Source organism: Streptomyces sp. NPDC015346 (assembly GCF_043078785.1).
In the GTDB taxonomy this organism is placed as follows: domain Bacteria; phylum Actinomycetota; class Actinomycetes; order Streptomycetales; family Streptomycetaceae; genus Streptomyces.
Map to the genome: position 1 here is coordinate 318051 of NZ_JBIBTW010000007.1, position 19898 is coordinate 337948.

Annotated in this window: 21 protein-coding genes; 13 read left to right on the forward strand and 8 right to left on the reverse strand. The window is 72.4% G+C overall.

Annotation, left to right across the window (positions count from 1 at the left end):
- Window positions 1-99 precede the first annotated feature (99 nt).
- On the reverse strand, window positions 100-801 hold the full coding sequence (locus ACF06X_RS25870; protein WP_392289675.1) for a FadR/GntR family transcriptional regulator: 702 nt from the start codon (window positions 799-801) through the stop codon (window positions 100-102).
- Between the two features lie 237 nt (window positions 802-1038).
- Here ACF06X_RS25870 and ACF06X_RS25875 point away from each other — a divergent pair, with 237 nt between their 5' ends.
- The 3 genes from ACF06X_RS25875 (at window position 1039) to ACF06X_RS25885 (ending at window position 3624) form a co-directional block, all read left to right on the forward strand.
- Window positions 1039-1572, forward strand: a complete 534-nt coding sequence (locus ACF06X_RS25875) for a gluconokinase (protein ID WP_392289676.1) — start codon at window positions 1039-1041, stop codon at window positions 1570-1572.
- Window positions 1573-1747: 175 nt separating this feature from the next.
- Entirely contained in the window at window positions 1748-3145 is a 1398-nt protein-coding gene (locus ACF06X_RS25880; protein ID WP_392289677.1) for a GntP family permease, read from the forward strand.
- A gap of 53 nt (window positions 3146-3198) precedes the next feature.
- Entirely contained in the window at window positions 3199-3624 is a 426-nt protein-coding gene (locus ACF06X_RS25885) for an ASCH domain-containing protein (RefSeq protein ID WP_392289678.1), read from the forward strand.
- 94 nt (window positions 3625-3718) lie between these two features.
- Here the strand turns inward: ACF06X_RS25885 and ACF06X_RS25890 are convergent, their stop codons facing one another.
- Window positions 3719-5374, reverse strand: coding sequence for an FAD-binding dehydrogenase (locus ACF06X_RS25890; RefSeq protein ID WP_392289679.1), 1656 nt, complete (start codon window positions 5372-5374; stop codon window positions 3719-3721).
- 94 nt (window positions 5375-5468) lie between these two features.
- Between ACF06X_RS25890 and ACF06X_RS25895 the strand changes: the two genes are divergently transcribed.
- From ACF06X_RS25895 to ACF06X_RS25915, 5 genes are read left to right on the forward strand one after another with little or no spacing between them, the layout of a single operon-like run.
- A complete protein-coding gene (locus tag ACF06X_RS25895; protein ID WP_392289680.1) occupies window positions 5469-6125 on the forward strand; it encodes a TetR family transcriptional regulator in 657 nt (218 codons plus the stop codon).
- Window positions 6122-6886 carry a glucose 1-dehydrogenase gene (locus ACF06X_RS25900; protein ID WP_392289681.1) on the forward strand — a complete coding sequence of 255 codons (765 nt, stop codon included), beginning with the start codon at window positions 6122-6124 and terminating at the stop codon, window positions 6884-6886. Before ACF06X_RS25895 ends, ACF06X_RS25900 begins: the two co-directional genes overlap by 4 nt.
- 57 nt (window positions 6887-6943) lie before the next feature.
- Window positions 6944-7462, forward strand: coding sequence for an NUDIX hydrolase (locus tag ACF06X_RS25905; protein WP_392289682.1), 519 nt, complete (start codon window positions 6944-6946; stop codon window positions 7460-7462).
- A 56-nt stretch (window positions 7463-7518) separates the two neighbouring features.
- The gene (locus tag ACF06X_RS25910) at window positions 7519-7914 is read left to right on the forward strand and encodes a YidH family protein (protein ID WP_392289683.1); all 396 of its coding nucleotides are present in this window, start codon (window positions 7519-7521) and stop codon (window positions 7912-7914) included.
- The gene (locus tag ACF06X_RS25915) at window positions 7911-8219 is read left to right on the forward strand and encodes a DUF202 domain-containing protein (RefSeq protein WP_392289684.1); all 309 of its coding nucleotides are present in this window, start codon (window positions 7911-7913) and stop codon (window positions 8217-8219) included. The genes ACF06X_RS25910 and ACF06X_RS25915 overlap by 4 nt, the downstream gene beginning before the upstream one ends.
- Before the next feature lie 99 nt (window positions 8220-8318).
- Here ACF06X_RS25915 and ACF06X_RS25920 read toward each other — a convergent pair whose 3' ends face one another.
- Both ACF06X_RS25920 and ACF06X_RS25925 read right to left on the reverse strand, forming a co-directional pair.
- Window positions 8319-9257: an NADP-dependent oxidoreductase gene (locus ACF06X_RS25920; RefSeq protein ID WP_392289685.1), complete on the reverse strand. Its 939-nt coding sequence runs from the start codon at window positions 9255-9257 to the stop codon at window positions 8319-8321.
- A 58-nt stretch (window positions 9258-9315) separates the two neighbouring features.
- Window positions 9316-9996, reverse strand: a complete 681-nt coding sequence (locus tag ACF06X_RS25925; RefSeq protein ID WP_392289686.1) for an NADPH-dependent F420 reductase — start codon at window positions 9994-9996, stop codon at window positions 9316-9318.
- Between the two features lie 88 nt (window positions 9997-10084).
- Here ACF06X_RS25925 and ACF06X_RS25930 point away from each other — a divergent pair, with 88 nt between their 5' ends.
- Both ACF06X_RS25930 and ACF06X_RS25935 read left to right on the forward strand, forming a co-directional pair.
- A complete protein-coding gene (locus ACF06X_RS25930; protein ID WP_392289687.1) occupies window positions 10085-10450 on the forward strand; it encodes a winged helix-turn-helix transcriptional regulator in 366 nt (121 codons plus the stop codon).
- A gap of 110 nt (window positions 10451-10560) precedes the next feature.
- The gene (locus tag ACF06X_RS25935) at window positions 10561-11472 is read left to right on the forward strand and encodes an MBL fold metallo-hydrolase (protein ID WP_392289688.1); all 912 of its coding nucleotides are present in this window, start codon (window positions 10561-10563) and stop codon (window positions 11470-11472) included.
- Window positions 11473-11543: 71 nt separating this feature from the next.
- Here the strand turns inward: ACF06X_RS25935 and ACF06X_RS25940 are convergent, their stop codons facing one another.
- Window positions 11544-12842, reverse strand: a complete 1299-nt coding sequence (locus ACF06X_RS25940; RefSeq protein WP_392289689.1) for a glucarate dehydratase family protein — start codon at window positions 12840-12842, stop codon at window positions 11544-11546.
- A gap of 151 nt (window positions 12843-12993) precedes the next feature.
- On the opposite strand from ACF06X_RS25940, the gene ACF06X_RS25945 reads away from it, so the two are divergent.
- Window positions 12994-14016 (forward strand): phosphotransferase family protein, encoded by a 1023-nt coding sequence (locus ACF06X_RS25945; protein WP_392289790.1) that lies wholly within the window; start codon window positions 12994-12996, stop codon window positions 14014-14016.
- Between the two features lie 6 nt (window positions 14017-14022).
- On the forward strand, window positions 14023-15246 hold the full coding sequence (locus tag ACF06X_RS25950) for an acyl-CoA dehydrogenase family protein (RefSeq protein WP_392289690.1): 1224 nt from the start codon (window positions 14023-14025) through the stop codon (window positions 15244-15246).
- Between the two features lie 56 nt (window positions 15247-15302).
- Here ACF06X_RS25950 and ACF06X_RS25955 read toward each other — a convergent pair whose 3' ends face one another.
- From ACF06X_RS25955 to ACF06X_RS25965, 3 genes are read right to left on the reverse strand one after another with little or no spacing between them, the layout of a single operon-like run.
- Entirely contained in the window at window positions 15303-15896 is a 594-nt protein-coding gene (locus ACF06X_RS25955; RefSeq protein ID WP_392289691.1) for a TetR/AcrR family transcriptional regulator, read from the reverse strand.
- A 49-nt stretch (window positions 15897-15945) separates the two neighbouring features.
- Entirely contained in the window at window positions 15946-17601 is a 1656-nt protein-coding gene (locus ACF06X_RS25960; RefSeq protein ID WP_392289692.1) for an AMP-binding protein, read from the reverse strand.
- Complete coding sequence (locus tag ACF06X_RS25965) at window positions 17598-18362, reverse strand: SDR family oxidoreductase (RefSeq protein ID WP_392289693.1); 765 nt, start codon at window positions 18360-18362, stop codon at window positions 17598-17600. The genes ACF06X_RS25960 and ACF06X_RS25965 overlap by 4 nt, the downstream gene beginning before the upstream one ends.
- A 152-nt stretch (window positions 18363-18514) precedes the next feature.
- Here ACF06X_RS25965 and ACF06X_RS25970 point away from each other — a divergent pair, with 152 nt between their 5' ends.
- On the forward strand, window positions 18515-19831 hold the full coding sequence (locus tag ACF06X_RS25970) for an exo-beta-N-acetylmuramidase NamZ domain-containing protein (protein ID WP_392289694.1): 1317 nt from the start codon (window positions 18515-18517) through the stop codon (window positions 19829-19831).
- Window positions 19832-19898 lie beyond the last annotated feature (67 nt).

The following is a 19898-nucleotide window of genomic DNA, read 5'->3' on the forward strand; positions in this document are numbered from 1 at the left end:
GGTTCTGAGCAGTGGCCAATGTCACTGAACGCCCATATTTGAGCTACTTCTGAGGTTGCGCGGGGGTGTACGGGGGGTGGTCGGGCCCGGTCCGGGTGCTTACGGGGCGAGGACGTCCAGCTCCTTGAGGGCGCCGACCGCGATCTGACGGGTCAGCTCCTCCGCCCGTACCGCGTCCCTCTCCCGCACCGCCTCGGCGACCTGCACATGGAGGGTGACGGCGGCGGGGTCCGGGTCCTCGAACATCACCTGGTGGTGCGTACGGCCGGTGAGGACCTCGGCGACGACGTCGCCGAGGCGGGCGAACATCTCGTTGCCCGAGGCGTTGAGGACGACGCGGTGGAAGGCGATGTCGTGGACGAGGTACGCCTCCAGCTGCCGGCCGCGCGAGGTGGCGACCATGCCTAGGGCCTGCTCGGTGAGCTCGCGGCACTGCTCGGGGGTGGCGTGGACGGCGGCGAGACCGGCCGCGACCGGCTCGACCGCGGAGCGCAGGACGGTCAGCGAGCGCAGCTGGCGGGGGCGGTCGGCGCCGGCCAGGCGCCAGCGGATGACCTGGGGGTCGTAGACGTTCCAGCTGGCCGCCGGCAGCACAATCACGCCGACCCGGCGCCGGGACTCGACCAGGTGCATGGACTCCAGGACGCGGACGACCTCGCGGACGACCGTCCGGGAGACGTCGAAGCGCTGGGAGAGCTCGTCGGTCCGCAGCACGCTGCCGGGCGGGTACTCCCCCGCGGTGATCGCGAGGCCCAGGGTGGCGAGGACGTGCGGATGGAGCCCCTGGGCCGGTGTCGTCATGGGGTCAGCCTATGCGGGGACGAAGATCGGTAACAAAAAGTATGACTTTTATGTCACAGGCTCTTGAATACGTCGTACCCAATGGGTTTCATGAGCGCGACGGAATCGCGCGATCGCCGTCGCCATCGAGATCGAGATCGAGATCGAGATCGAGATCGAGATCGAGCCGATGTCGATGTCGATGGCGATGGCGATGTCACGTCATGTCATGTCGAAGAAGACAGCGAGGCAGCAGCCATGAGCACCACCCCTCGGACGGCACCGCCGGCCCCCCGGGTCGTCGTCGTGATGGGCGTCGCCGGCACCGGCAAGACGACCATCGGTCCGCTGGTCGCCGAGGCGCTCGGCGTGCCCTACGCCGAGGGCGACGACTTCCACCCGGCGGCGAACGTCGCCAAGATGTCGGCCGGCATCCCCCTGGACGACGCCGACCGCGGGCCCTGGCTCGACGCGATCGGGCGCTGGGCCCAGAGCCGGGCAGGACGCGGCGGTGTGGTGAGCAGCTCCGCGCTCAAGCGGATCTACCGGGACCGGCTGCGGGCGGCCGCCCCGGGCGTGGTCTTCCTCCATCTGACCGGTGACCGCGAGCTGATCGAGCGGCGGATGGCCGAGCGCAAGGGGCACTTCATGCCGACCGCGCTGCTCGACTCGCAGTTCGCCGCCTTGCAGCCGCTGCAGGACGACGAGGCCGGCGTGGCCGTCGACGTCTCCGGCACGCCCGAGGAGATCGCCGCACGGGCCGCCGCCGCGCTGGGCCGGCTCACCGGCTGATCCCGTACGCCCGTGCGCCCGTACGGCCGGGGGTCTTCAGGGCCCTTCGGATCCTTCGTAACGCCCGTAACGCCCGTAACGCCGATCTTCGTACCGCCGAGATTCGCACCTGTGCGGACCCCGACGTACGCGTTCCCCCTCCCGCCCCCACCCGTCGTCCCCTAAGGAACCCACCGTGACCAGTCTCAGCGTCGAGATGCTGGCAGCGGACGCCGTCGAGCCGATCACCTCGGCCGGCAACGCCCAGCTCGGCATCGCCGTGCTCGCGGGCATCGCCGTCATCGTCCTGCTCATCACCAAGTTCAAGCTGCACGCCTTCCTGGCCCTGACGATCGGGTCGCTCGCCCTGGGCGCGTTCGCCGGGGCGCCGCTCGCGGCGACCATCGACTCCTTCACCGCCGGGCTCGGCAAGACCGTCGCCGGCGTGGGCGTGCTGATCGCGCTGGGTGCGATCCTCGGCAAGCTGCTCGCCGACTCCGGCGGTGCGGACCAGATCGTGGACACGATCCTCGCCAAGGCGAGCGGCCGGGCGATGCCCTGGGCCATGGTGCTGATCGCCTCCGTCATCGGTCTGCCGCTCTTCTTCGAGGTCGGCATCGTGCTGCTGATCCCGGTGGTCCTCCTGGTGGCCAAGCGCGGCAACTACTCGCTGATGCGGATCGGCGTCCCCGCGCTCGCCGGTCTGTCGGTGATGCACGGACTGATCCCGCCGCACCCCGGCCCGCTCGTCGCCATCGACGCGCTGGGCGCGAACCTCGGCGTCACGCTCGCGCTGGGTGTCCTGGTCGCCATCCCGACGGTGATCATCGCCGGTCCGCTCTTCTCCCGGTACGCCGCCCGCTGGGTGGACATCCCGGCCCCGGAGAAGATGATCCCGGTGCGCCCCTCGGAGGACCTGGAGAGGCGTCCCGGCTTCGTGGCGACGGTCTCCACCGTGCTGCTGCCGGTCGTCCTGATGCTGATCAAGGCGCTGGTCGACATCGTCGTGGACAACCCGGACAACGGTCTGCAGAAGGTCACCGACGTCATAGGCTCGCCGCTGATCGCGCTGCTCGCGGCCGTCCTCGTCGGTCTGTTCACGCTGGGCCGCGCGGCCGGCTTCACCAAGCAGCGGCTCTCCTCGACCGTCGAGAAGTCCCTCGCCCCGATCGCCGGCGTGCTGATGATCGTCGGCGCGGGCGGCGGCTTCAAGCAGACCCTGATCGACGCCGGCGTGGGCCAGATGATCCTGGACTTCTCCAAGGACTGGTCGATCCCCGCCCTGCTGCTCGGCTGGCTGATCGCGGTGGCGATCCGGCTCGCGACGGGTTCGGCGACGGTGGCGACGATCTCGGCGGCCGGCCTGGTGGCCCCGCTCGCCGAGGGCATGGGGACGAGCGAGACGGCTCTGCTGGTGCTCGCGATCGGCGCCGGATCGCTCTTCTTCAGCCATGTGAACGACGCCGGGTTCTGGCTGGTGAAGGAGTACTTCGGGATGAACGTCGGCCAGACGATCAAGACCTGGTCGGTGATGGAGACGATCATCTCGGTCGTCGGCATCGTCTTCGTCCTGCTGCTGTCCCTGGTGTTGTAGGGGAGCGGGAAAACGTGCCGTGAGGGCCGGGCGTGGCTGACAGACTGTCGGCCATGACCGGCCCTCACGCGCTCAAACCGTTTCTGCTCGCCTTCCCCGGACCGCTGCGGGACCAGCTCGTCGCCGCGGTGCTCCGCGGCGAGAAGGTCTCCACGACCGGCCTGCTGGCCGAGTACGAGGTGGAGAGGGAGGAGTTGCCGGAGGTGGGCGAGCGCTCGGCGCTCATCGACTCGGACGGGCGCGAGGTCGCGGTCGTGGAGGTGACGGAGGTCCGGGTCCTGCCGCTCGGCGAGGTCGACCTCCAGCACGCGCTCGACGAGGGCGAGGGGTACGGGTCGGTCGCGCAGTGGCGAGCGGCCCATGAGCGCTTCTGGCACAGCGAGGAGATGCAGGAGGCGCTCGGCGACCCGCACTTCATCGTCGACGACTCGACGGTGGTGGTGGCGGAGCGCTTCCAGGTGGTGGAGAGGCTCGCCTGACGGGTCCGGGCGGCCGGGCTCGGCCGGGAGGCCTCCGGACACGACTAGGGCCCCGGCCTCCCCGAACCCCCGGCCGTCCCGGCCCCCTGACCCGTCAGGACACCGCCCGTGCCGCCGCGCGGCCCGCCGTGCGGCCGGAGAAGAGGCAGCCGCCGAGGAAGGTGCCCTCCAGGGAGCGGTAGCCGTGGACGCCGCCGCCGCCGAAGCCGGCTGCTTCGCCTGCCGCGTATACGCCGGGCAGGGGGTCGCCGGCCTCGGTCAGGACGCGGGAGGACAGGTCGGTCTCGAGGCCGCCGAGCGACTTACGCGTGAGGATGTTCAGGCGTACGGCGATCAGCGGACCGGCCTTGGGGTCGAGGATCCGGTGCGGGGCGACCGTACGGATCAGTCTGTCGCCCAGGTAGCCGCGGGCGCCCCGGATCGCCGTGATCTGGAGGTCCTTGGTGAAGGGGTTGGCGATCTCGCGGTCCCGGGCGGTGATCTCGCGGCGCAGCCGCGCCTCGTCGATGAGCGGCTCGTCGGTCAGCGCGTTCATGCCCCGGACCAGCGCGGAGAGGTCCTTCTCGACGACGAAGTCCACGCCCTTGTCCATGAACGCCTTCACCGGGCCGGGCACGTCCGCCCGGGCCCGGCCGATGACGTCCCGGATCGACTTGCCGGTCAGGTCGGGGTTCTGCTCCGAGCCCGAGAGCGCGAACTCCTTGCCGATGATCCGCTGGTCGAGGACGAACCAGGTGTGGTCGTGGCCGGTCCGCATGATGTGTTCGAGGGTGCCGAGGGTGTCGAAGCCGGGGAAGAGGGGGACGGGCAGCCGTCTGCCGCGCGCGTCCAGCCAGAGCGAGGACGGGCCGGGCAGGATGCGGATGCCGTGCCGGGCCCAGATCGGGTTCCAGTTCTCGATGCCCTCGGTGTAGTGCCACATCCGGTCGCGGTTGATGTGGTGGGCCCCGGCCTCCTCCGCGATCCCGAGCATCAGCCCGTCGACGTGGGCGGGCACTCCGGAGAGCATCTTCGCGGGCGGGGTGCCGAGCCGGTCCGGCCACTGCGCGCGGACGAGGTCGTGGTTGCCGCCGATCCCGCCGGAGGTGACGATCACGGCCTGGGCCCGGTAGGCGAAGGCGCCCGTGACCTCGCGGCTGCTCGCGGTGCCGCGTTCGGCGGCGGAGGGTTCCAGGATCTCGCCGCTGACGGTGTCCACGGTCCCGGCCGTGCGGCCGAGGGCGGTCACCCGGTGCCGGAAGCGCAGCTGGACCCGGCCGGCGGCGACGCCCTCGCGGACCAGGCGTTCGAAGGGGGCGACGAGGCCGGGGCCGGTGCCCCAGGTGATGTGGAAGCGGGGCACCGAGTTGCCGTGCCCGTTCGCGTCGTACCCGCCGCGCTCGGCCCAGCCGACGACGGGGAAGAACCGCACCCCGCGCGCGTGCAGCCAGGACCGCTTCTCGCCGGCCGCGAAGTCGACGTACGCCTCGGCCCAGCGCCGCGGCCAGTGGTCCTCCGCGCGGTCGAAGCCGGCGGTGCCGAGCCAGTCCTGGAGGGCGAGGTCGTGGCTGTCCTTGATCCGCATCCGGCGCTGCTCGGGCGAGTCGACGAGGAAGAGTCCGCCGAAGGACCAGTGCGCCTGGCCGCCGAGCGACTGTTCGGGCTCCTGGTCGAGGAGGATCACGCTCCGCCCGGCGTCGACCAGTTCGGCGGTGGCCACGAGCCCGGCGAGGCCGGCTCCGATCACGATCACATCAGCGTCGTACGACATGGACCGAATATTGGATACACGAATGTATCGAGTCAACCTTTCGGGGCGCCCTCAACCCCTCCCGTTTTCTAATGTCGAACATTAATGTGGGCGGATGGCACGGACCTCGGGACCCGAGACACGCGAGAAGCTGATCCGTGCGGCGGAGGAGATCTTCGCCGCGCAGGGCGTCCACGGCGCCCAGTTGCGCGACATCGTCGCGCTCGCGGGCCAGAGCAACCCCTCGGCCGTGCAGTACCACTTCGGCTCGCGCGCCGGACTGCTCGACGCGGTGATGGCCGGCCGCCAACGCCGTACGGAACGGGTGTTGGGTCCTCTCGTCGCGACCGCACCGGACGACGTGCGCGCGCTGCTCGCCGCCCTGATCGGCGCGGAGGCGAGCGAGCTGCGCACCGAGCGCGGTCGGCGCTGCCTGCGGATCTCCGCCCAGCTCAGCCACGAGAGCGGGGTCCGCGGCCGTACGCCCCGTCCGACGCTCGACGGCACCGTCTACTGGCGGCTGATCGAGCGGGTCGAGGCCTGCCTGACCCGGGCCGGGCTGCCGGAGCCGTTGCGGCTCGAACGGCTGGACCTCGTGCTCACCGTCGTCGGCGCCGCGATGGCCGACCGGGCCCGGCAGTACCTCGACGGCACTCCCCCGCTCACGAGCGAGGCGCTCTTCCTCGCCGACCTCGTCGAGACCACGACGGCTCTGCTCCGGGCACCCGCGCCCCACCGAGACGACCCCGCATGCCGAAAGGACCCCACATGAACGACCTCACCGGCAAGACCGTCCTCGTCACCGGAGGCGCCCGCGGCCTTGGCGCCGAGGCCGCCCGGCAGGCCGTCGCCGCCGGCGCGAACGTCGTGATCACCGACGTCCTGGACGAGGAGGGCGGCGCCACCGCCGCCGAACTGGGCGAGCGGGCGCGCTTCCTGCGGCACGACGTGACCTCCGAGGAGGAGTGGGCCGCCGCCGTCGCGTACACGGTCGCCGAGTTCGGCGGGCTGCACGGACTGGTGAACAACGCCGGGATCGCCACCGGCGCGTTCCTGGAGACCGAGTCCGTCGAGCACTTCCGCAAGGTCCTCGACACCAATCTCACCGGTGTCTTCATCGGCATGAAGGCCGCGATCCCGGCGATGAAGGAGGCCGGCGGCGGCTCGATCGTCAACATCTCCTCGGCGGCAGGCCTGATGGGTCTGGCGCTGACCGCCGGCTACGGCGCCTCCAAGTGGGGTGTGCGGGGCCTGACGAAGATCGGCGCGGTGGAGCTGGGTACGGCGGGGATCCGGGTCAACTCGGTCCACCCGGGCATGACGTACACACCGATGACGGCGGCCGTCGGCATCGAGCGCGGCGCGGGCAAGTACCCGAACACGCCGATGGGGCGGGTCGGTGAGGCGCCCGAGATAGCGGGCGCGGTCGTGTTCCTGCTGTCGGACGCGGCCTCCTACATGACCGGCGCCGAACTGGCGGTGGACGGCGGCTGGACGACCGGTCCGACGGTGAAGTACGTCATGGGTGGGTGAGGTCGGTGAGGTCGGTGAGGTCGGTGAGGTCGGTGAGGCGGGTGGTTTGATGGCGGGGTGACCCAGCCCGCCGAAGAGATCCTGGACGTCGTCGACGAGAACGACGAGGTGATCGGACAGTCCCCGCGCGCCGAGGTGTACGCGCGGGGACTGATCCACCGCTGCGTCTTCGTCCTGGTACGAGACGCCGAGGACCGGATCTTCGTCCACCGCCGCACGCCGACGAAGCTGCTCTTCCCGTCCCTGTACGACATGTTCGTCGGCGGCGTGGTCGGCGCCGGCGAGTCGTACGACCGGGCCGCGCTGCGCGAGGCCGAGGAGGAGCTGGGCGTGAGCGGCCTGCCCGCCCCCGAGCCGCTCTTCCGCTTCCTGTACGACTCCGGGGGCGTGGCGGGGAAGTGGTGGTCGGCCGTCTACCAGGTGCGCTGCGTGCTGCCGGTGAACCCGCAGGCGGAGGAGGTCGCCTGGCACGCCTTCCTGCCCGAGGAGGAGCTGACGGCACGACTCGACGCATGGGACTGGGTGCCGGACGGCCTCGACGCGTACCGACGGCTGAGGGAGTACCGGGCGGGCTGAGTACGGGGCGGGCCGAGTACGGGGCGGGCTGATCACCCGGCGGATAGGGTGCCCGCGTGAGCGACTTCGTACAGAGCCTGCGGTTGTGGTTCGCGCCGCAGCGGATCCGGGACGAGGGCGAGACGCCCGACTACCGCTTCTCGCTGGCCAACGAGCGCACCTTCCTCGCCTGGATCCGGACCGCGCTCGCGCTGGTCGGCGGCGGGTTCGCCGTCGACCAGTTCCTGCCGGACCTGCGCTGGGGGGTACGGGTCGGACTCGCGCTTGCCCTGCTCGGGGCGGGTGTGCTGTGCGCGCTGCGCGCGGTGAACCACTGGGTGCGGTGCGAGCGGGCGATGCGGCACGGGGAGGACCTGCCGGTCTCGCGGTTCCCGACGGTGCTCAGCCTGGCCGTGGCCGTGGTGGCGCTGGCGATGGTGGTGGTCATCGTCTTCGGTTGGGCCGGCCGGTGACGCAGACCCGGGACCCGGGGCTGCAGCCGGAGCGGACCCGGCTCGCGTGGCGGCGTACGACGCTGACCTGCACGGTCGTGGCGATCCTCGCCGGGAAGCAGGCGATCGAGGACGACATCACGGCGGCGGGGGTGGCGGGCGCGTCCCTGTCGGCGCTGGTCTGGGTGGGGTTCCTGGCCGTCGGTCACCGCCGCATCCGGGCCCTGGAGTCGCCCCGGCCGACAGCGCTGTCGCACCGGGGTGCGCTGCTCGCGGCGGCCTGCACGGTCGCGCTGGCGGCGTTCGCCGTCGCGGTGGTGCTCTGAGACGGGCGTACGCGGGTACGGGCTTGTGGGCTTACGGGCCGATGGCGGCCTCCGGCGGTCCGGCGGACCGCCGGAGGCCGGCGCGGTGGGCGGAATCGATCAGGTCGGCCACTCCACCGTGACCACGACCTTGCCGTTCAGGCCGCCCTCCGCGTTGGCGCGCTGGGCCTCCGCCGCCTGGTCGAGCGGGAAGGTCTTCGCGACCTGGACGGACAGCACGCCCTCCTCGACCAGAGCGGCGAGCGCGGCCAGGCCGTCGGAGTCGGGGCGGACCCAGAAGTAGCGGCCGCCGAGGCCGATGACCTCGCCGTCGGCGATCGACGCCAGGCGTCCCTCGGGCGCCAGCACCTCCGGGGTGGCCTTGAGGAAGGGGCCGCCGACGGTGTCGAAGGCCGCGTCCACGCCCTGCGGGGCCAGGGCGCGGACCTGGGAGGCGAAGGTGTGCTCGTCGTAGAGCACCGGCTCGGCGCCGAGCTCCCTGATCCGGTCCTGGCCCCCCTCGCGCGCCGCGCCGATGACCCGGCAGCCGAGGTGGCGGGCGATCTGGACGGCCATGGAGCCGACCCCGCCGGCGGCCGCGTGCACCAGGACGGTCTCGCCCTCGCGGACGGCCAGGGCCTGGTGGAGCACCTGATAGGCCGTGAGACCGGCGAGCGGCAGGGCCGCGGACTCCTCGAACCCCAGGGTCCGGGGCTTGCGGGCGAGGGTGCGGACCGGGGCGGCGACGTACTCGGCGAAGGTCCCGTGGCAGAGGAAGTCCTCGCGGACGTAGCCCATGACCTCGTCGCCGACGGCGAACTCGGTGACGGAGACGCCGGGCTGGACGACGACCCCGGAGACGTCCCAGCCCGGGACGACTGGAAAGACGACGTCCATCATCCCGTCGAGGTACCCGGCCTGGGCCTTCCGGTCGACCGGGTTCACGGCGGCGGCGCGCACCTTCACGAGTACGTCGTCGGGGCCGACCTTCGGGTCGGGCCGCTCGCCGTACTCGAGTACCTCTGGTCCCCCGTACCGGCTGTAGCTGATCGCCTTCATACCCCGAACCATCGGTGTGCTCCGCACCCGTCGCAAGCCGGATTCACCCGACAGGGCGTCAGCCGCCCAGCGCCGAGGGCGGCGGCAGCAGGGTGCGCGGGTCGTGGCCGGAGTGCCACAGGCCGATGAGGAAGGCGGTGGTCGCCTCCAGCAGATCGGCGCGGGCGAGCGGTCCGGTGACGAGCGGCGCGTAGCCCATGTCCTCGGCCAGCGTGGCGACGAGGGCGAGGGCCCGCTCGTCGTCGCCGCAGAGCGGGACGGTGAGCGGCGCGGCCGAGGGGGCGGCCGACGGGGAGGTCGGCCGGCCGGTCGGCAGGTCGGCGGCGGCGGCGACGACCGGTGGGGTACGGCTCCAGACGGCGGGGGTGACGTGGTTGAACGCCTTCACCACCCGGGCGCCGGTGGCGGCGGCGATCCGGCGGGCCGCGCCGGGCCCTTCGCCGGTGGTGAGGGTGAACCCGGGCCCGATGGCGTTGGTGCAGTCGATCAGGATCCGGCCGCGCAGCTCGCCCACGGCGTCCAGTACGTCGAGGACGGCGTCGTACGGGAGGGCGAGCAGCGCCGCGTCGCCGAAGCGGGCCACCTCGGCGAGGGAGCCCGCACGAGCGCCGATCCGTCCGGCGAGCGCGCCTGCCCGCTCCGGGGCCCGGCCGCCGACGAGTATCTCGTGGCCGGCGCGGGCCCACTGCCCGCCGAGCGCCTCGGCCATGTCGCCCGTGCCGAGAATTCCGATCCTCATGTCCGCTCCCTGTGATGGTGTGGGGTGATGCGAACGACGTTAGGGAGGGCCATGGTTACCGAACGGTGTGTGAACGGTGTGAACGCCGGTGCGTGACCGTCTGCTCGCGGACTGCCGGGCCCGGCTCGGCTTCGATCTGCTCGCGAACACGTGGAACGCCGTGGTGCTGTACGCCTTGGCGGAAGGTCCGCGCCGGCCACGTGAACTGCGCTCCGGGATCGGTGGGATCAGCGCGAAGGTGCTCACCGAGACGCTGCGCCGCCTGGAGGGGTACGCCCTGGTCGAACGGCAGGTCTACGCCGAGTCGCCGCCGCGCGTCGAGTACGCGCTCACCGCTCTGGGCCGTACGCTGCTCGGCCCGATCGAGGCGCTGGGGCGCTGGTCGGCCGAGTACGGCGACGCGTTCGCCGACGCCCAGGGATGGAACGAGGACGAGCGGGGCGTTCGGGGCTAATCTGCCCTGCGATGGCGCCGGCGGCACCCCTCCCGTCGCTCGCCGTTCCGTCGCTCGCTGCTCTGTCGCTCGTCTCTGTCGCTCGTCGCTCCGTCCCGTCCGGGGGTCCCTTGTCCGTCACCGATCCGTACGTCGTCGCCCTCGCGCCGGGTGTCCATGCCTTCGTCCAGCCCGACGGCGGCTGGTGCCTGAACAACGCCGGGTTCGTCGGCGACGCGGGTGAGACCTTGCTGGTGGACACGGCCGCCACCGAGCGGCGGGCCCGGCTGCTGCGCGAGGCGGTGCTCGCCGAGGGGCTGCCGCTGCCGCGGACGATCGTCTCCACCCACCACCACGGCGACCACACCTACGGCAACGGGGTCTTCCTGCCCGAGGCGCGGATCGTCGGTCACGAGAACTGCCGGGCCGAGCAGCTCGCGGCCGGACGCCAGCTCCATCTGCTCTGGCCGCAGACCGACTTCGGCGACATCGAGGTGACCCCGCCGACCCTCACGTACCGCGAGCGGCTGACGCTGTACGTCGGTGAGGTGGAGGTACGCGTGCTGCATCCCGGGCCCGCGCACACCACGGGTGACTCGATCGTCCATCTGCCGGGCCAGGGCGTCGTGTTCACCGGGGATCTGGTCTTCCACGGCGGGACACCGTTCCTGCCGATGGGCTCGCTCGCCGGTTCGCTGCGGGCGCTCGACCTGCTGCGGTCGCTGGACGCCCCGACGGTGGTGCCGGGCCACGGCCCGGTCACCGACCCGTCGGCGTACGACGCGACGGAGCGGTATCTGCGCTGGGTCGCCGCTCTCGCCCGCGAGGGGTACGCCAAGGGTGAGCCTCCGCTGGAGGTGGCGCGCCGGGCTGACCTCGGGGAGTTCGCGGCCTGGCGGGAGGCCGAGCGCCTGGTGGCCAACCTGCACCGGGCCTACGCCGAGCTGGACGGGCTCCCGGAGGGCTCGGCCCTGGACGGGGTGACGGTCTTCGGCGACATGGCGGCGATGAACGGCGGGGCGCCGGTGCCCTGCCACGCCTGAGCCGCCCCGCTGAGCGAACCCGCTGAGCCACCCGGAGCCGCCCCGCCCGAGGGGCGGCCGGGCGGCTCCGGCTACCAGCGCGGCACCTCCGGCGTGCGCCACCCCGGGTCCGCCACGCGCATCGCCGCCGCGTCGTCGCGGTCCCGCATCGTGCCGTCGTCCTCCACCCAGCGGCGGTGCAGTGCCGCGAGCCGGTCGCGGTCCAGTTCGACGCCGAGACCGGGCGCGTCGGAGACGGTGAGCCGGCCGTCCTCGAAGGCGGGGCGGGTGGTGACGACGTCCTCGCTCTGCCAGGGGTGGTGGGTGTCGCAGGCGTGGTCGAGGTGGGGCAGGGTCGCGGCGACGTGGGTCATCGCGGCGAGGCTGATGCCGAGGTGGGTGTTGGAGTGCATGGAGAGCCCGACGCCGTACGTCCGGCAGAGCGCGGCGAGTTCGCGGGTGCGGTGCAGGCCGCCCCAGTAGTGGTGGTCGCAGAGCACGATCCGTACCGCGCCCCTGGCGAAGGCCTCCGGCACCTCCTCGAAGGCCGTCACGCACATGTTCGTCGCGAGCGGCACGTCGGCGCGGGCGGCGATCTCGGCCATGGCGTCCGTACCGCTCGCGGGGTCCTCCAGGTACTCCAGGACGTCCTTCAGCTCGCGCGCCACGGCCAGGGAGGTCTCGACGGACCAGGCGCCGTTCGGGTCGAGCCGGAGCGGCCGGCCGGGGAACTCCTCGGCCAGGGCGCGGATCGCGGCGATCTCCTGCTCGGGCGGGAAGACCCCTCCCTTGAGCTTGAAGGAGCGGAAGCCGTACGTACGGTCGAAGCGGCGGGCCTGTTCGACGATGCCGGCGGGGTCGAGCGCCGCTCCCCAGTCGTCGCCCTCGTCGGCCCGGCCGCCTTCCGGGTGGGCGTCCCAGCGGTAGAAGAGGTACGCGCTGTACTCGACCCGGTCGCGGACCTTGCCGCCCAGGAGGGCGTGGACGGGGAGGCCGAGGGTCTTGCCGAGGGCGTCCAGGCAGGCCACCTCGAAGGCGGAGACGACGGAGAGACGGAGCTTGTCCGCGGTCTGGACGCCGCGCAGGCCGCCCGCGTCCACCCGCCCGTCCACGGCCCGCGAGTCGCCGCACACCCGCTCGGCGAGCGAGAACAAGCCGTTCACGTCCGTGACCGGCCGCCCGGGCAGTGCCTCCGCGAGCGGCCGGGCGAGGGCCAGGTACTTCCCGTCGCCGTAGGTCTCCCCCAGACCCGTGACGCCTCCCCGCGTGACCACTTCGACCACGAGCCGTGGCGTGTACGGCTGGTGCACCCCCTGGGTGTTCAGGAGCGGTGGGTCGGAGATGAGGATCGGGGTCAGCCGGACGTCTTCGACGATCAACGCGGAATCCATATGTGAACCCTATTCAGGGGAGCGATCGGCGACCAGACCGCCGACAGCGCTTTTCCGGCGGGACCCTGGACGACATACCGACTGGTCGGTCATCATGAACGCCGACACGCCGCAGCCCCGGCTGCCGGACAGCCACCCGGAGGTACGCACGATGAGCTCAGCCCAGCCGCCAGGTCTCGACCTCGAGCAGGTGCGCGGATTCCTCGACCGCGAGCGGCCCGGGCTGGTGGGCGGCCCGCTCGACGCCCGGCTCATCGAGGGCGGCCGGTCGAACCTCACCTACGTCGTCACGGACGGCGCCGGCCGGTGGGTGGTCCGCAGGCCCCCGCTGGGCCACGTGCTGGCCACGGCGCACGACATGAAGCGCGAGCACCGCGTGATCAGCGCCCTGCACCGGACGGCCGTGCCCGTCCCCGAGCCGGTGCTGCTCTGCGAGGACGACACGGTGACCGGGGCGCCCTTCTACGTCATGGAGTTCGTCGCCGGCACCCCGTACCGCTCGGCCGAACAGCTCGCCCCGCTGGGCGCCGAGCGGACTCGCGAGGCCGTCCTCGGCCTGGTCGACACGCTCGTCGACCTGCACGCCGTGGACCCCGCCGAGGTCGGCCTCGCCGACTTCGGGCGGCCCGAGGGCTTCCTCGACCGGCAGCTGCGCCGCTGGGGCAAGCAGCTCGCGGCCTCCCGGGGCCGCGAGCTCGCGGGCATCGACGAGCTGCACGCCGCCCTCGGGCGGGCGCTCCCGGTCTCCCCCGCGGCCACCGTCGTCCACGGCGACTACCGCCTGGACAACGTCCTGATCGGCGAGGACGACCGCATCAAGGCCGTCCTGGACTGGGAGATGTCGACACTCGGCGACCCGCTGACCGACCTCGGCCTGCTGGCGATGTACAGCGCCAGGCTGGACGTCCCGCACTCCCCTGTCAGCACCACCGCCGCGGCCGCCGGCCATCCCACCCCCGCCGAGCTGATCGAGCGCTACGCCGCCCGCTCGGGCCGGGACGTCTCCTCCCTCTCCTGGTACACGGCCTTCGCGTGGTTCAAGCTCGCCGTGATCCTCGAGGGCATCCACTACCGCTACACCCTCGGACAGACCGTCGGCGCCGGCTTCGACCGCATCGGCGAACTGGTCCCCGTCTTCATCGAGCACGGCCTCACCACCCTCCAGGAAGGCTGAACCCCCATGGACTTCGGATTCGACGCGCGCACCGAGGAGCTGCGGGCGAAGCTGCTCGCCTTCATGGACGAGCACGTGTACCCCGCCGAGCCGGTCGCCGACGAACAGCGTGCGCTGCTCGCCTCCCCGTGGGACACCCCGCAGATCGTCGAGGACCTCAAGGCCGAGGCCAAGCGGCAGGGGCTGTGGAACCTCTTCCTGCCGGACGCGGAGTACGGAGCGGGCCTGACGAACCTCCAGTACGCGCCGCTGGCCGAGATCACCGGCCGCAGCCCGCACCTGGCGCCCACGGCCCTCAACTGCGCGGCGCCCGACACCGGCAACATGGAGGTGCTCGCGCAGTTCGGCGACGAGGCGCAGCGCAAGCAGTGGCTGGAGCCGCTCCTCGCGGGCGAGATCCGCTCGGCGTTCGCCATGACGGAGCCCGAGGTGGCCTCGTCGGACGCGACGAACATCGAGACCCGGATCGAGCGCGCCTCCGACGGCGCGGACGAGTACGTCGTCAACGGCCGCAAGTGGTACATCTCCGGGGCGATGAACCCCGACTGCAAGATCTTCATCGTGATGGGCAAGACCGACCCCGAGGGCGCGGACGTCCGCCGCCAGCAGTCGATGATCCTCGTCCCGCGCGACACCCCGGGGGTCGAGGTGCGGCGCGCGATGCGGGTGTACGGCTACGAGGACCACTCCCACGGCGGCCACGCCGAGGTGCTCTTCCACGACGTCCGCGTCCCGGCCTCGAACCTGATCGGCGAGGAGGGCGGCGGGTTCGCCATCGCGCAGGCCCGGCTCGGTCCCGGCCGGATCCACCACTGCATGCGGCTGATCGGCATGGCCGAGCGGGCGATCGAGCTGATGTGCCGCCGGGCCGTGTCCCGTACGGCCTTCGGCAAGCCGATCGCCCAGCAGGGGGTCGTGCAGAACTGGATCGCGGACGCCCGGGTGACGGTCGAGCAGCTGCGGCTCCTGGTCCTGAAGACGGCGTGGCTGATGGACACCGTCGGCAACCGCGGCGCGCACACGGAGATCCAGGCCATCAAGATCGCGACCCCGCGCGCGGTGGTGGACATCCTCGACCGGGCGGTCCAGGTGCACGGCGCCGGCGGCGTCTCGCAGGACTTCCCGCTGGCCGAGCTGTGGGCGGCGGCGCGGACCCTGAAGCTGGCGGACGGCCCCGACGAGGTGCACCAGCGGTCGCTGGCGCGGCGGGAGCTGAAGAAGTACCTGTAGCCGGGCGCGGGGCGGCCGGAGGGGAGCCGTGACGGCTCGCCTCCGGCCGGGGGTCGCTACGGTCGCAGCGCCCGCAGCAGCAGGTCGGCCAGCTGGTCGGCGACCTGCTGCGGGGTGAGCGGGCCGTCCGGGCGGTACCAGGTCGACAGGTGGTGGACGGAGCCGAAGTGGTAGTCGACCACCAGGTCGGCCGGGGTCGCCGAGGAGAACACGCCGGCCTGCTGGCCCTCCTCGATCAGGGCCCTGAAGCGCTCGTGGTAGCGCCGCCGCTCGGCCCGTACCTGCTTGTTCTTCTCCGGGCTGAGGTGGTGCATGGAGCGGAAGAAGATCGAGGCGTCGTCGAGGTTCTCGATCGTGGTCACGACGACGTCGGCGGCGGCGTCGCGCAGCCGCCGCTCGACCGGGGCGTCCGCGTCGGCGAAGGCGTCGAGCCGCTCCTGCTGGAGCCGGAGCACCCGGGAGTAGACCTCCTGCAGGAGGTCCTCCTTGGAGCCGAAGTAGTGGTAGAGCGCGCCCTTGGTGACGCCGGCCGCCTCCACGATCTCCTGGACGGAGGTGCGGTCGTAGCCCCGCTCCGCGAAGAGCCGGGTGGCGGCGGCCAGCAGCCTCTGGGGGACGGGGGTACCGCTCCCGTCCGTCGTCCTGGCCATGCGCCGCCGCCTTTCACTCGTGAGGGTTCTTACCGGTGGAAGAGGGTCCCTACCGGTGGGAACGGAGTTCCCGTCTGAGGATCTTCCCACTTGTCGTCTTGGGCAGCTCCGGCAGGATCTCGACCTCCCGCGGGTATTTGTACGCCGCGAGGCGCCGCTCGCAGTACGCGGAGAGCTCGACGGGCTCGACGACCGCTCCCGGGCGCAGGCTGACGTAGGCCTTCACCGTCTCCCCCCGGTAGGGGTCGGGGACGCCGACGACGGCGGCCTCGCGGACCGCCGGGTGGGTGTAGAGGACGTCCTCCACCTCCCGGGGCCAGACCTTGAAGCCGGAGGCGTTGATCATGTCCTTCTTGCGGTCGACGACGTAGAGCCAGCCGTCCTCGTCCATGAAGCCGATGTCGCCGGTCCGCAGCTCCCCGTCGGGGAAGGTCTGGGCGGTGGCCTCGGGCAGCCCCCAGTAGCCGGGGACGACCTGGGGGCCGCGCACGGCGATCTCGCCCTGCTCGCCGAAGGGGACCTCCGCGCCGGTCTCGTCGAGGATGCGGACGACCGTGTCGGGCCCGGGGACGCCCACCGACAGGGTGCCGGAGGCGGGATCGACCGGCGCCTCCTTCTCGGGCGGTACGGAGGCGCAGGGCGCCGTGCACTCGGTGAGGCCGTAGCCGTTGCGGATGTACGGGCCGAAGCCGGCGCGGAACTTCTCCACCAGGGCGGGCGGGACCGGGGCGCCTCCGGAGGAGATGACCCGGAACGAGGAGAAGTGGTCGCGGCCGGCCCCCGGGTGCGCGGCGAGTGCCATGAACGCGGTGGACGGGCCGACGGTGTAGGCCGGGCGGTGCTCCAGGAAGGCGTCGAGGACGACGCCGGGATCGAAGCGGTAGGCGAGGACGAGGGTGCCGGCGTTGGCGAAGCAGGCGGACAGCTCGCAGACCAGGCCGGTGATGTGGAAGAGCGGGGCGAGCGCGAAGTAGCCGGCGCCCTCGGGGACCGGGTGTCCGGTGCGCTGGCGCTCGGCGTTGTGGATGATCCCCCGGTGCAGGTTGAGGGCGCCCTTGGGGGTGCCGCTGGTGCCGGAGGTGTAGCTGATCAGCGCCACGTCGTCGCCGTCGAGCTCGCGACCGAGGGGGGCGGGATGCCCGGCGCGGGCGACGGTGAGCAGGTCGTCGACCTCGGTGGGGACAGGCTCGAAACCGAGGACGCGGGGGTCGTCGCGGGTCTGGAGCTCGCGTTCGCAGGCGGTGAGCGCGACCCGGACGCGGGAGTCGGCGACGGTGTCGCGCAGGTACGCCTCCCAGGCCCGGTCGGAGCAGATCAGGGCGGCGGCGCCGGAGTCCCGCAGGGCGTGTCCGACCTCGGCCGACTTGTACATCGGGTTGAGCGGGACGACGGTCGCGCCGGCCTTCCAGGCGCCGAGCAGGGCGAGGACGAAGTGCGGGCTGTTCTGGAGCATGATCGCGACCCGGTCGCCGTGCTCGACGCCCCGGGCGGCGAGATGGCCGGCGACCGAGTCGGAGAGCGCGTCCGTCTCGCGGTAGTCGAGGCGGCCGTCGAAGTAGGCGAGCGCCGGGTGTTCGGGGGCGCGGGCGGCGGCGGCGCGGAAGGCGTGCAGCACGGTGGGCGGCGGGGCGATGGGCGCCCGCTGGGCCTCGGTGAGCTGGGCCAGCCAGGGCCTGGCGGCGTAGATCGACTCCCGTGTGGTCACGCGCCCGCCCCTTCCCACTTCCGCTGGATGTGGTTCATGTTGCCCAGCCACCGCTCGGGGTCGGTGGCGCGGGCGCGGTAGTAGTCGGCGACCTCGGGGTGCGACAGGACGAGGAAGCGGTCGGACGCGATGGCGTCGAAGAGGGAGTCGGCGACGTCCTCGGGTTCGATCGCGGTGGGGGCCAGGACGAGCTCGCCGGCCGATCCGGCGGCGGTCAGCATGTCCGTACGCACGCCCTGCGGGCAGATGGCGTGGACCTTGACCCCGCGGTGGCGGTAGGTGAGGGAGAGCCATTCGGCGAAGGCGTACGCGCCGTGCTTGGAGACGCTGTAGGGCGCGGCGCCGACCATGGTGAGCAGGCCGGCGGCGGAGACGGTGGAGACGAAGCGGCCACTGCCGCGCTCCAGCCAGTCGGGCAGCAGCGCACGGGCCGCGCGGACGTGGGCCATGACGTTGACGTCCCAGGCGGCCGCCCAGACGGCCTCGTCGGCGAAGGCGTCGCCGGGCGAGGCGAGTCCGGCGTTGGCGCACCACACGTCGACGGTGCCGCCGAGGGCCTCGCGGGCCTCCTCGACGATCGCGGAGGCGTCTCCGGCCACGGCGGTGGCGCCGATCTCCTCGGCGACGGCCTTGGTACGACCGGGGTCCAGGTCGTTGACGACGACCCGCGCGCCCTCGGCGGCGAACCTGCGGGCCAGCGCGGCGCCGATCCCGCCTCCCGCGCCCGTGACGACCACTCCAGCGCCCTGCACCGTACTCATCGAGACCCGCCTCTCCGTGACGACCGTCCGGGCAGACTAACCAGTCGGTATGTCACAGGGGAAGCCCTCCGGCGCACGCCTCGTTCCCTGGGGGCGTCAGGAGCGCTAGCGTGCGGGCGCATGTCAGGGAAGGCGATCAAGGAGGTTTCCGTATGAACCCGTCCGACCCGTCCGACCCGTCCGACCCCTCCCACGCGTCCGACCCCTCCCACGCGTCCCGCGCGGCCGGTCTTTCGAGACGCGGTCTGCTGGCCGCCGGCGGCGCGCTCGGGGTGGGAGCCGTGACCGCGCCCACCGCCCTCGCCCACGACAAGCCGCCGCGTCCGGTCCGTACCGGTTTCGCACGGCTGGCCGCCGACGGATACGCGGCGCTCGCCGGGCAGCGGGTAGGCGTCGTCACCAACCCCACCGGGATCGCCTCCGACGTCCGGCACATCGTCGACGTCATGCACGCCGACGACCGGGTCGACCTGACGGCCGTCTTCGGCCCCGAGCACGGCTTCCGGGGGACGGCCCAGGCGGGCGGCTCCGAGGGCCGCCACGACGACCCGGCGACCGGACTCCCCGTCTACGACACGTACCTCAAGAGCGGGCAGCCGCTCGCCGACGTCTTCACCGCTTCGGGCGTGGACACGGTCGTCTTCGACATCCAGGACGTGGGCGCCCGTTTCTACACGTACATCTGGACACTCTACGACTGCATGGTCGCCGCTTCGCTGGCCGGGAAGCGGTTCGTGGTCCTGGACCGGCCGAACCCGGTGACCGGGCGGGCCGCGCTCGGCCCGGTCCTCGACCGCGCCTTCGCCACCTTCGTGGGCCGTGAGCCGATCGCGCAGGCGCACGGGATGACGGTGGCGGAGCTGGCCCGGCTGTTCAACGGCGAGTTCCTGGCGAGGCCGGTGGCCCTGGAGACGGTACGGATGTCGGGCTGGAAGCGATCGGACTTCTTCGACGCCACCGGGCTGCCGTGGGTGCCGCCGAGCCCCAACATGCCCACGCCCGACACCGCGCTCGTCTACTCCGGCACCTGCCTGTTCGAGGGCACCAACCTCTCCGAGGGGCGCGGCACCACCCGCCCCTTCGAACTGCTCGGCGCGGAGGGCATCGACCGGCGGTGGGCGGAGGCGGCGAACGCCCTCGAACTGCCCGGAGTGCGGTTCCGCGAGGCGTACTTCGCCCCGACCTTCTCCAAGTTCCAGGGCAGGACGGTCGGCGGCGTGCAGGTCCAGGTGCACGACCGGTCGGCCTTTGATCCCGTACGTACCGGCATCGGCCTCCTTGTCTGCGCCAAGCGGTCGTGGAGCGGCTTCGCCTGGCGCCCGGACCGCTGGATCGACAAGCTGACCGGTTCGACGCGGGTGCGGACACTGATCGACGCGGGCGCGGACACCGACGAGGTGGTGGGGGCCTGGGCCGAGGACCTGGGCGCCTTCCGTGCCGTGCGCGAGGAGTACCTGATGTACCGCTGACCGGTGGGGCTAACCCCCCGTACGGACGGGTGTGGGCAGGTTGGCGGGACGGGCGGGCCGGTCGGCA

Coding starts and splice junctions, on each gene's coding strand:
- ACF06X_RS25870 (WP_392289675.1), bottom strand. CDS start 801: ATGACGACACCGGCCCAGGGGCTCCATCCGCACGTCCTCGCCACCCTG.
- ACF06X_RS25875 (WP_392289676.1), top strand. CDS start 1,039: ATGAGCACCACCCCTCGGACGGCACCGCCGGCCCCCCGGGTCGTCGTC.
- ACF06X_RS25885 (WP_392289678.1), top strand. CDS start 3,199: ATGACCGGCCCTCACGCGCTCAAACCGTTTCTGCTCGCCTTCCCCGGA.
- ACF06X_RS25890 (WP_392289679.1), bottom strand. CDS start 5,374: ATGTCGTACGACGCTGATGTGATCGTGATCGGAGCCGGCCTCGCCGGG.
- ACF06X_RS25895 (WP_392289680.1), top strand. CDS start 5,469: ATGGCACGGACCTCGGGACCCGAGACACGCGAGAAGCTGATCCGTGCG.
- ACF06X_RS25900 (WP_392289681.1), top strand. CDS start 6,122: ATGAACGACCTCACCGGCAAGACCGTCCTCGTCACCGGAGGCGCCCGC.
- ACF06X_RS25920 (WP_392289685.1), bottom strand. CDS start 9,257: ATGAAGGCGATCAGCTACAGCCGGTACGGGGGACCAGAGGTACTCGAG.
- ACF06X_RS25925 (WP_392289686.1), bottom strand. CDS start 9,996: ATGAGGATCGGAATTCTCGGCACGGGCGACATGGCCGAGGCGCTCGGC.
- ACF06X_RS25940 (WP_392289689.1), bottom strand. CDS start 12,842: ATGGATTCCGCGTTGATCGTCGAAGACGTCCGGCTGACCCCGATCCTC.
- ACF06X_RS25945 (WP_392289790.1), top strand. CDS start 12,994: ATGAGCTCAGCCCAGCCGCCAGGTCTCGACCTCGAGCAGGTGCGCGGA.
- ACF06X_RS25950 (WP_392289690.1), top strand. CDS start 14,023: ATGGACTTCGGATTCGACGCGCGCACCGAGGAGCTGCGGGCGAAGCTG.
- ACF06X_RS25955 (WP_392289691.1), bottom strand. CDS start 15,896: ATGGCCAGGACGACGGACGGGAGCGGTACCCCCGTCCCCCAGAGGCTG.
- ACF06X_RS25965 (WP_392289693.1), bottom strand. CDS start 18,362: ATGAGTACGGTGCAGGGCGCTGGAGTGGTCGTCACGGGCGCGGGAGGC.
- ACF06X_RS25970 (WP_392289694.1), top strand. CDS start 18,515: ATGAACCCGTCCGACCCGTCCGACCCGTCCGACCCCTCCCACGCGTCC.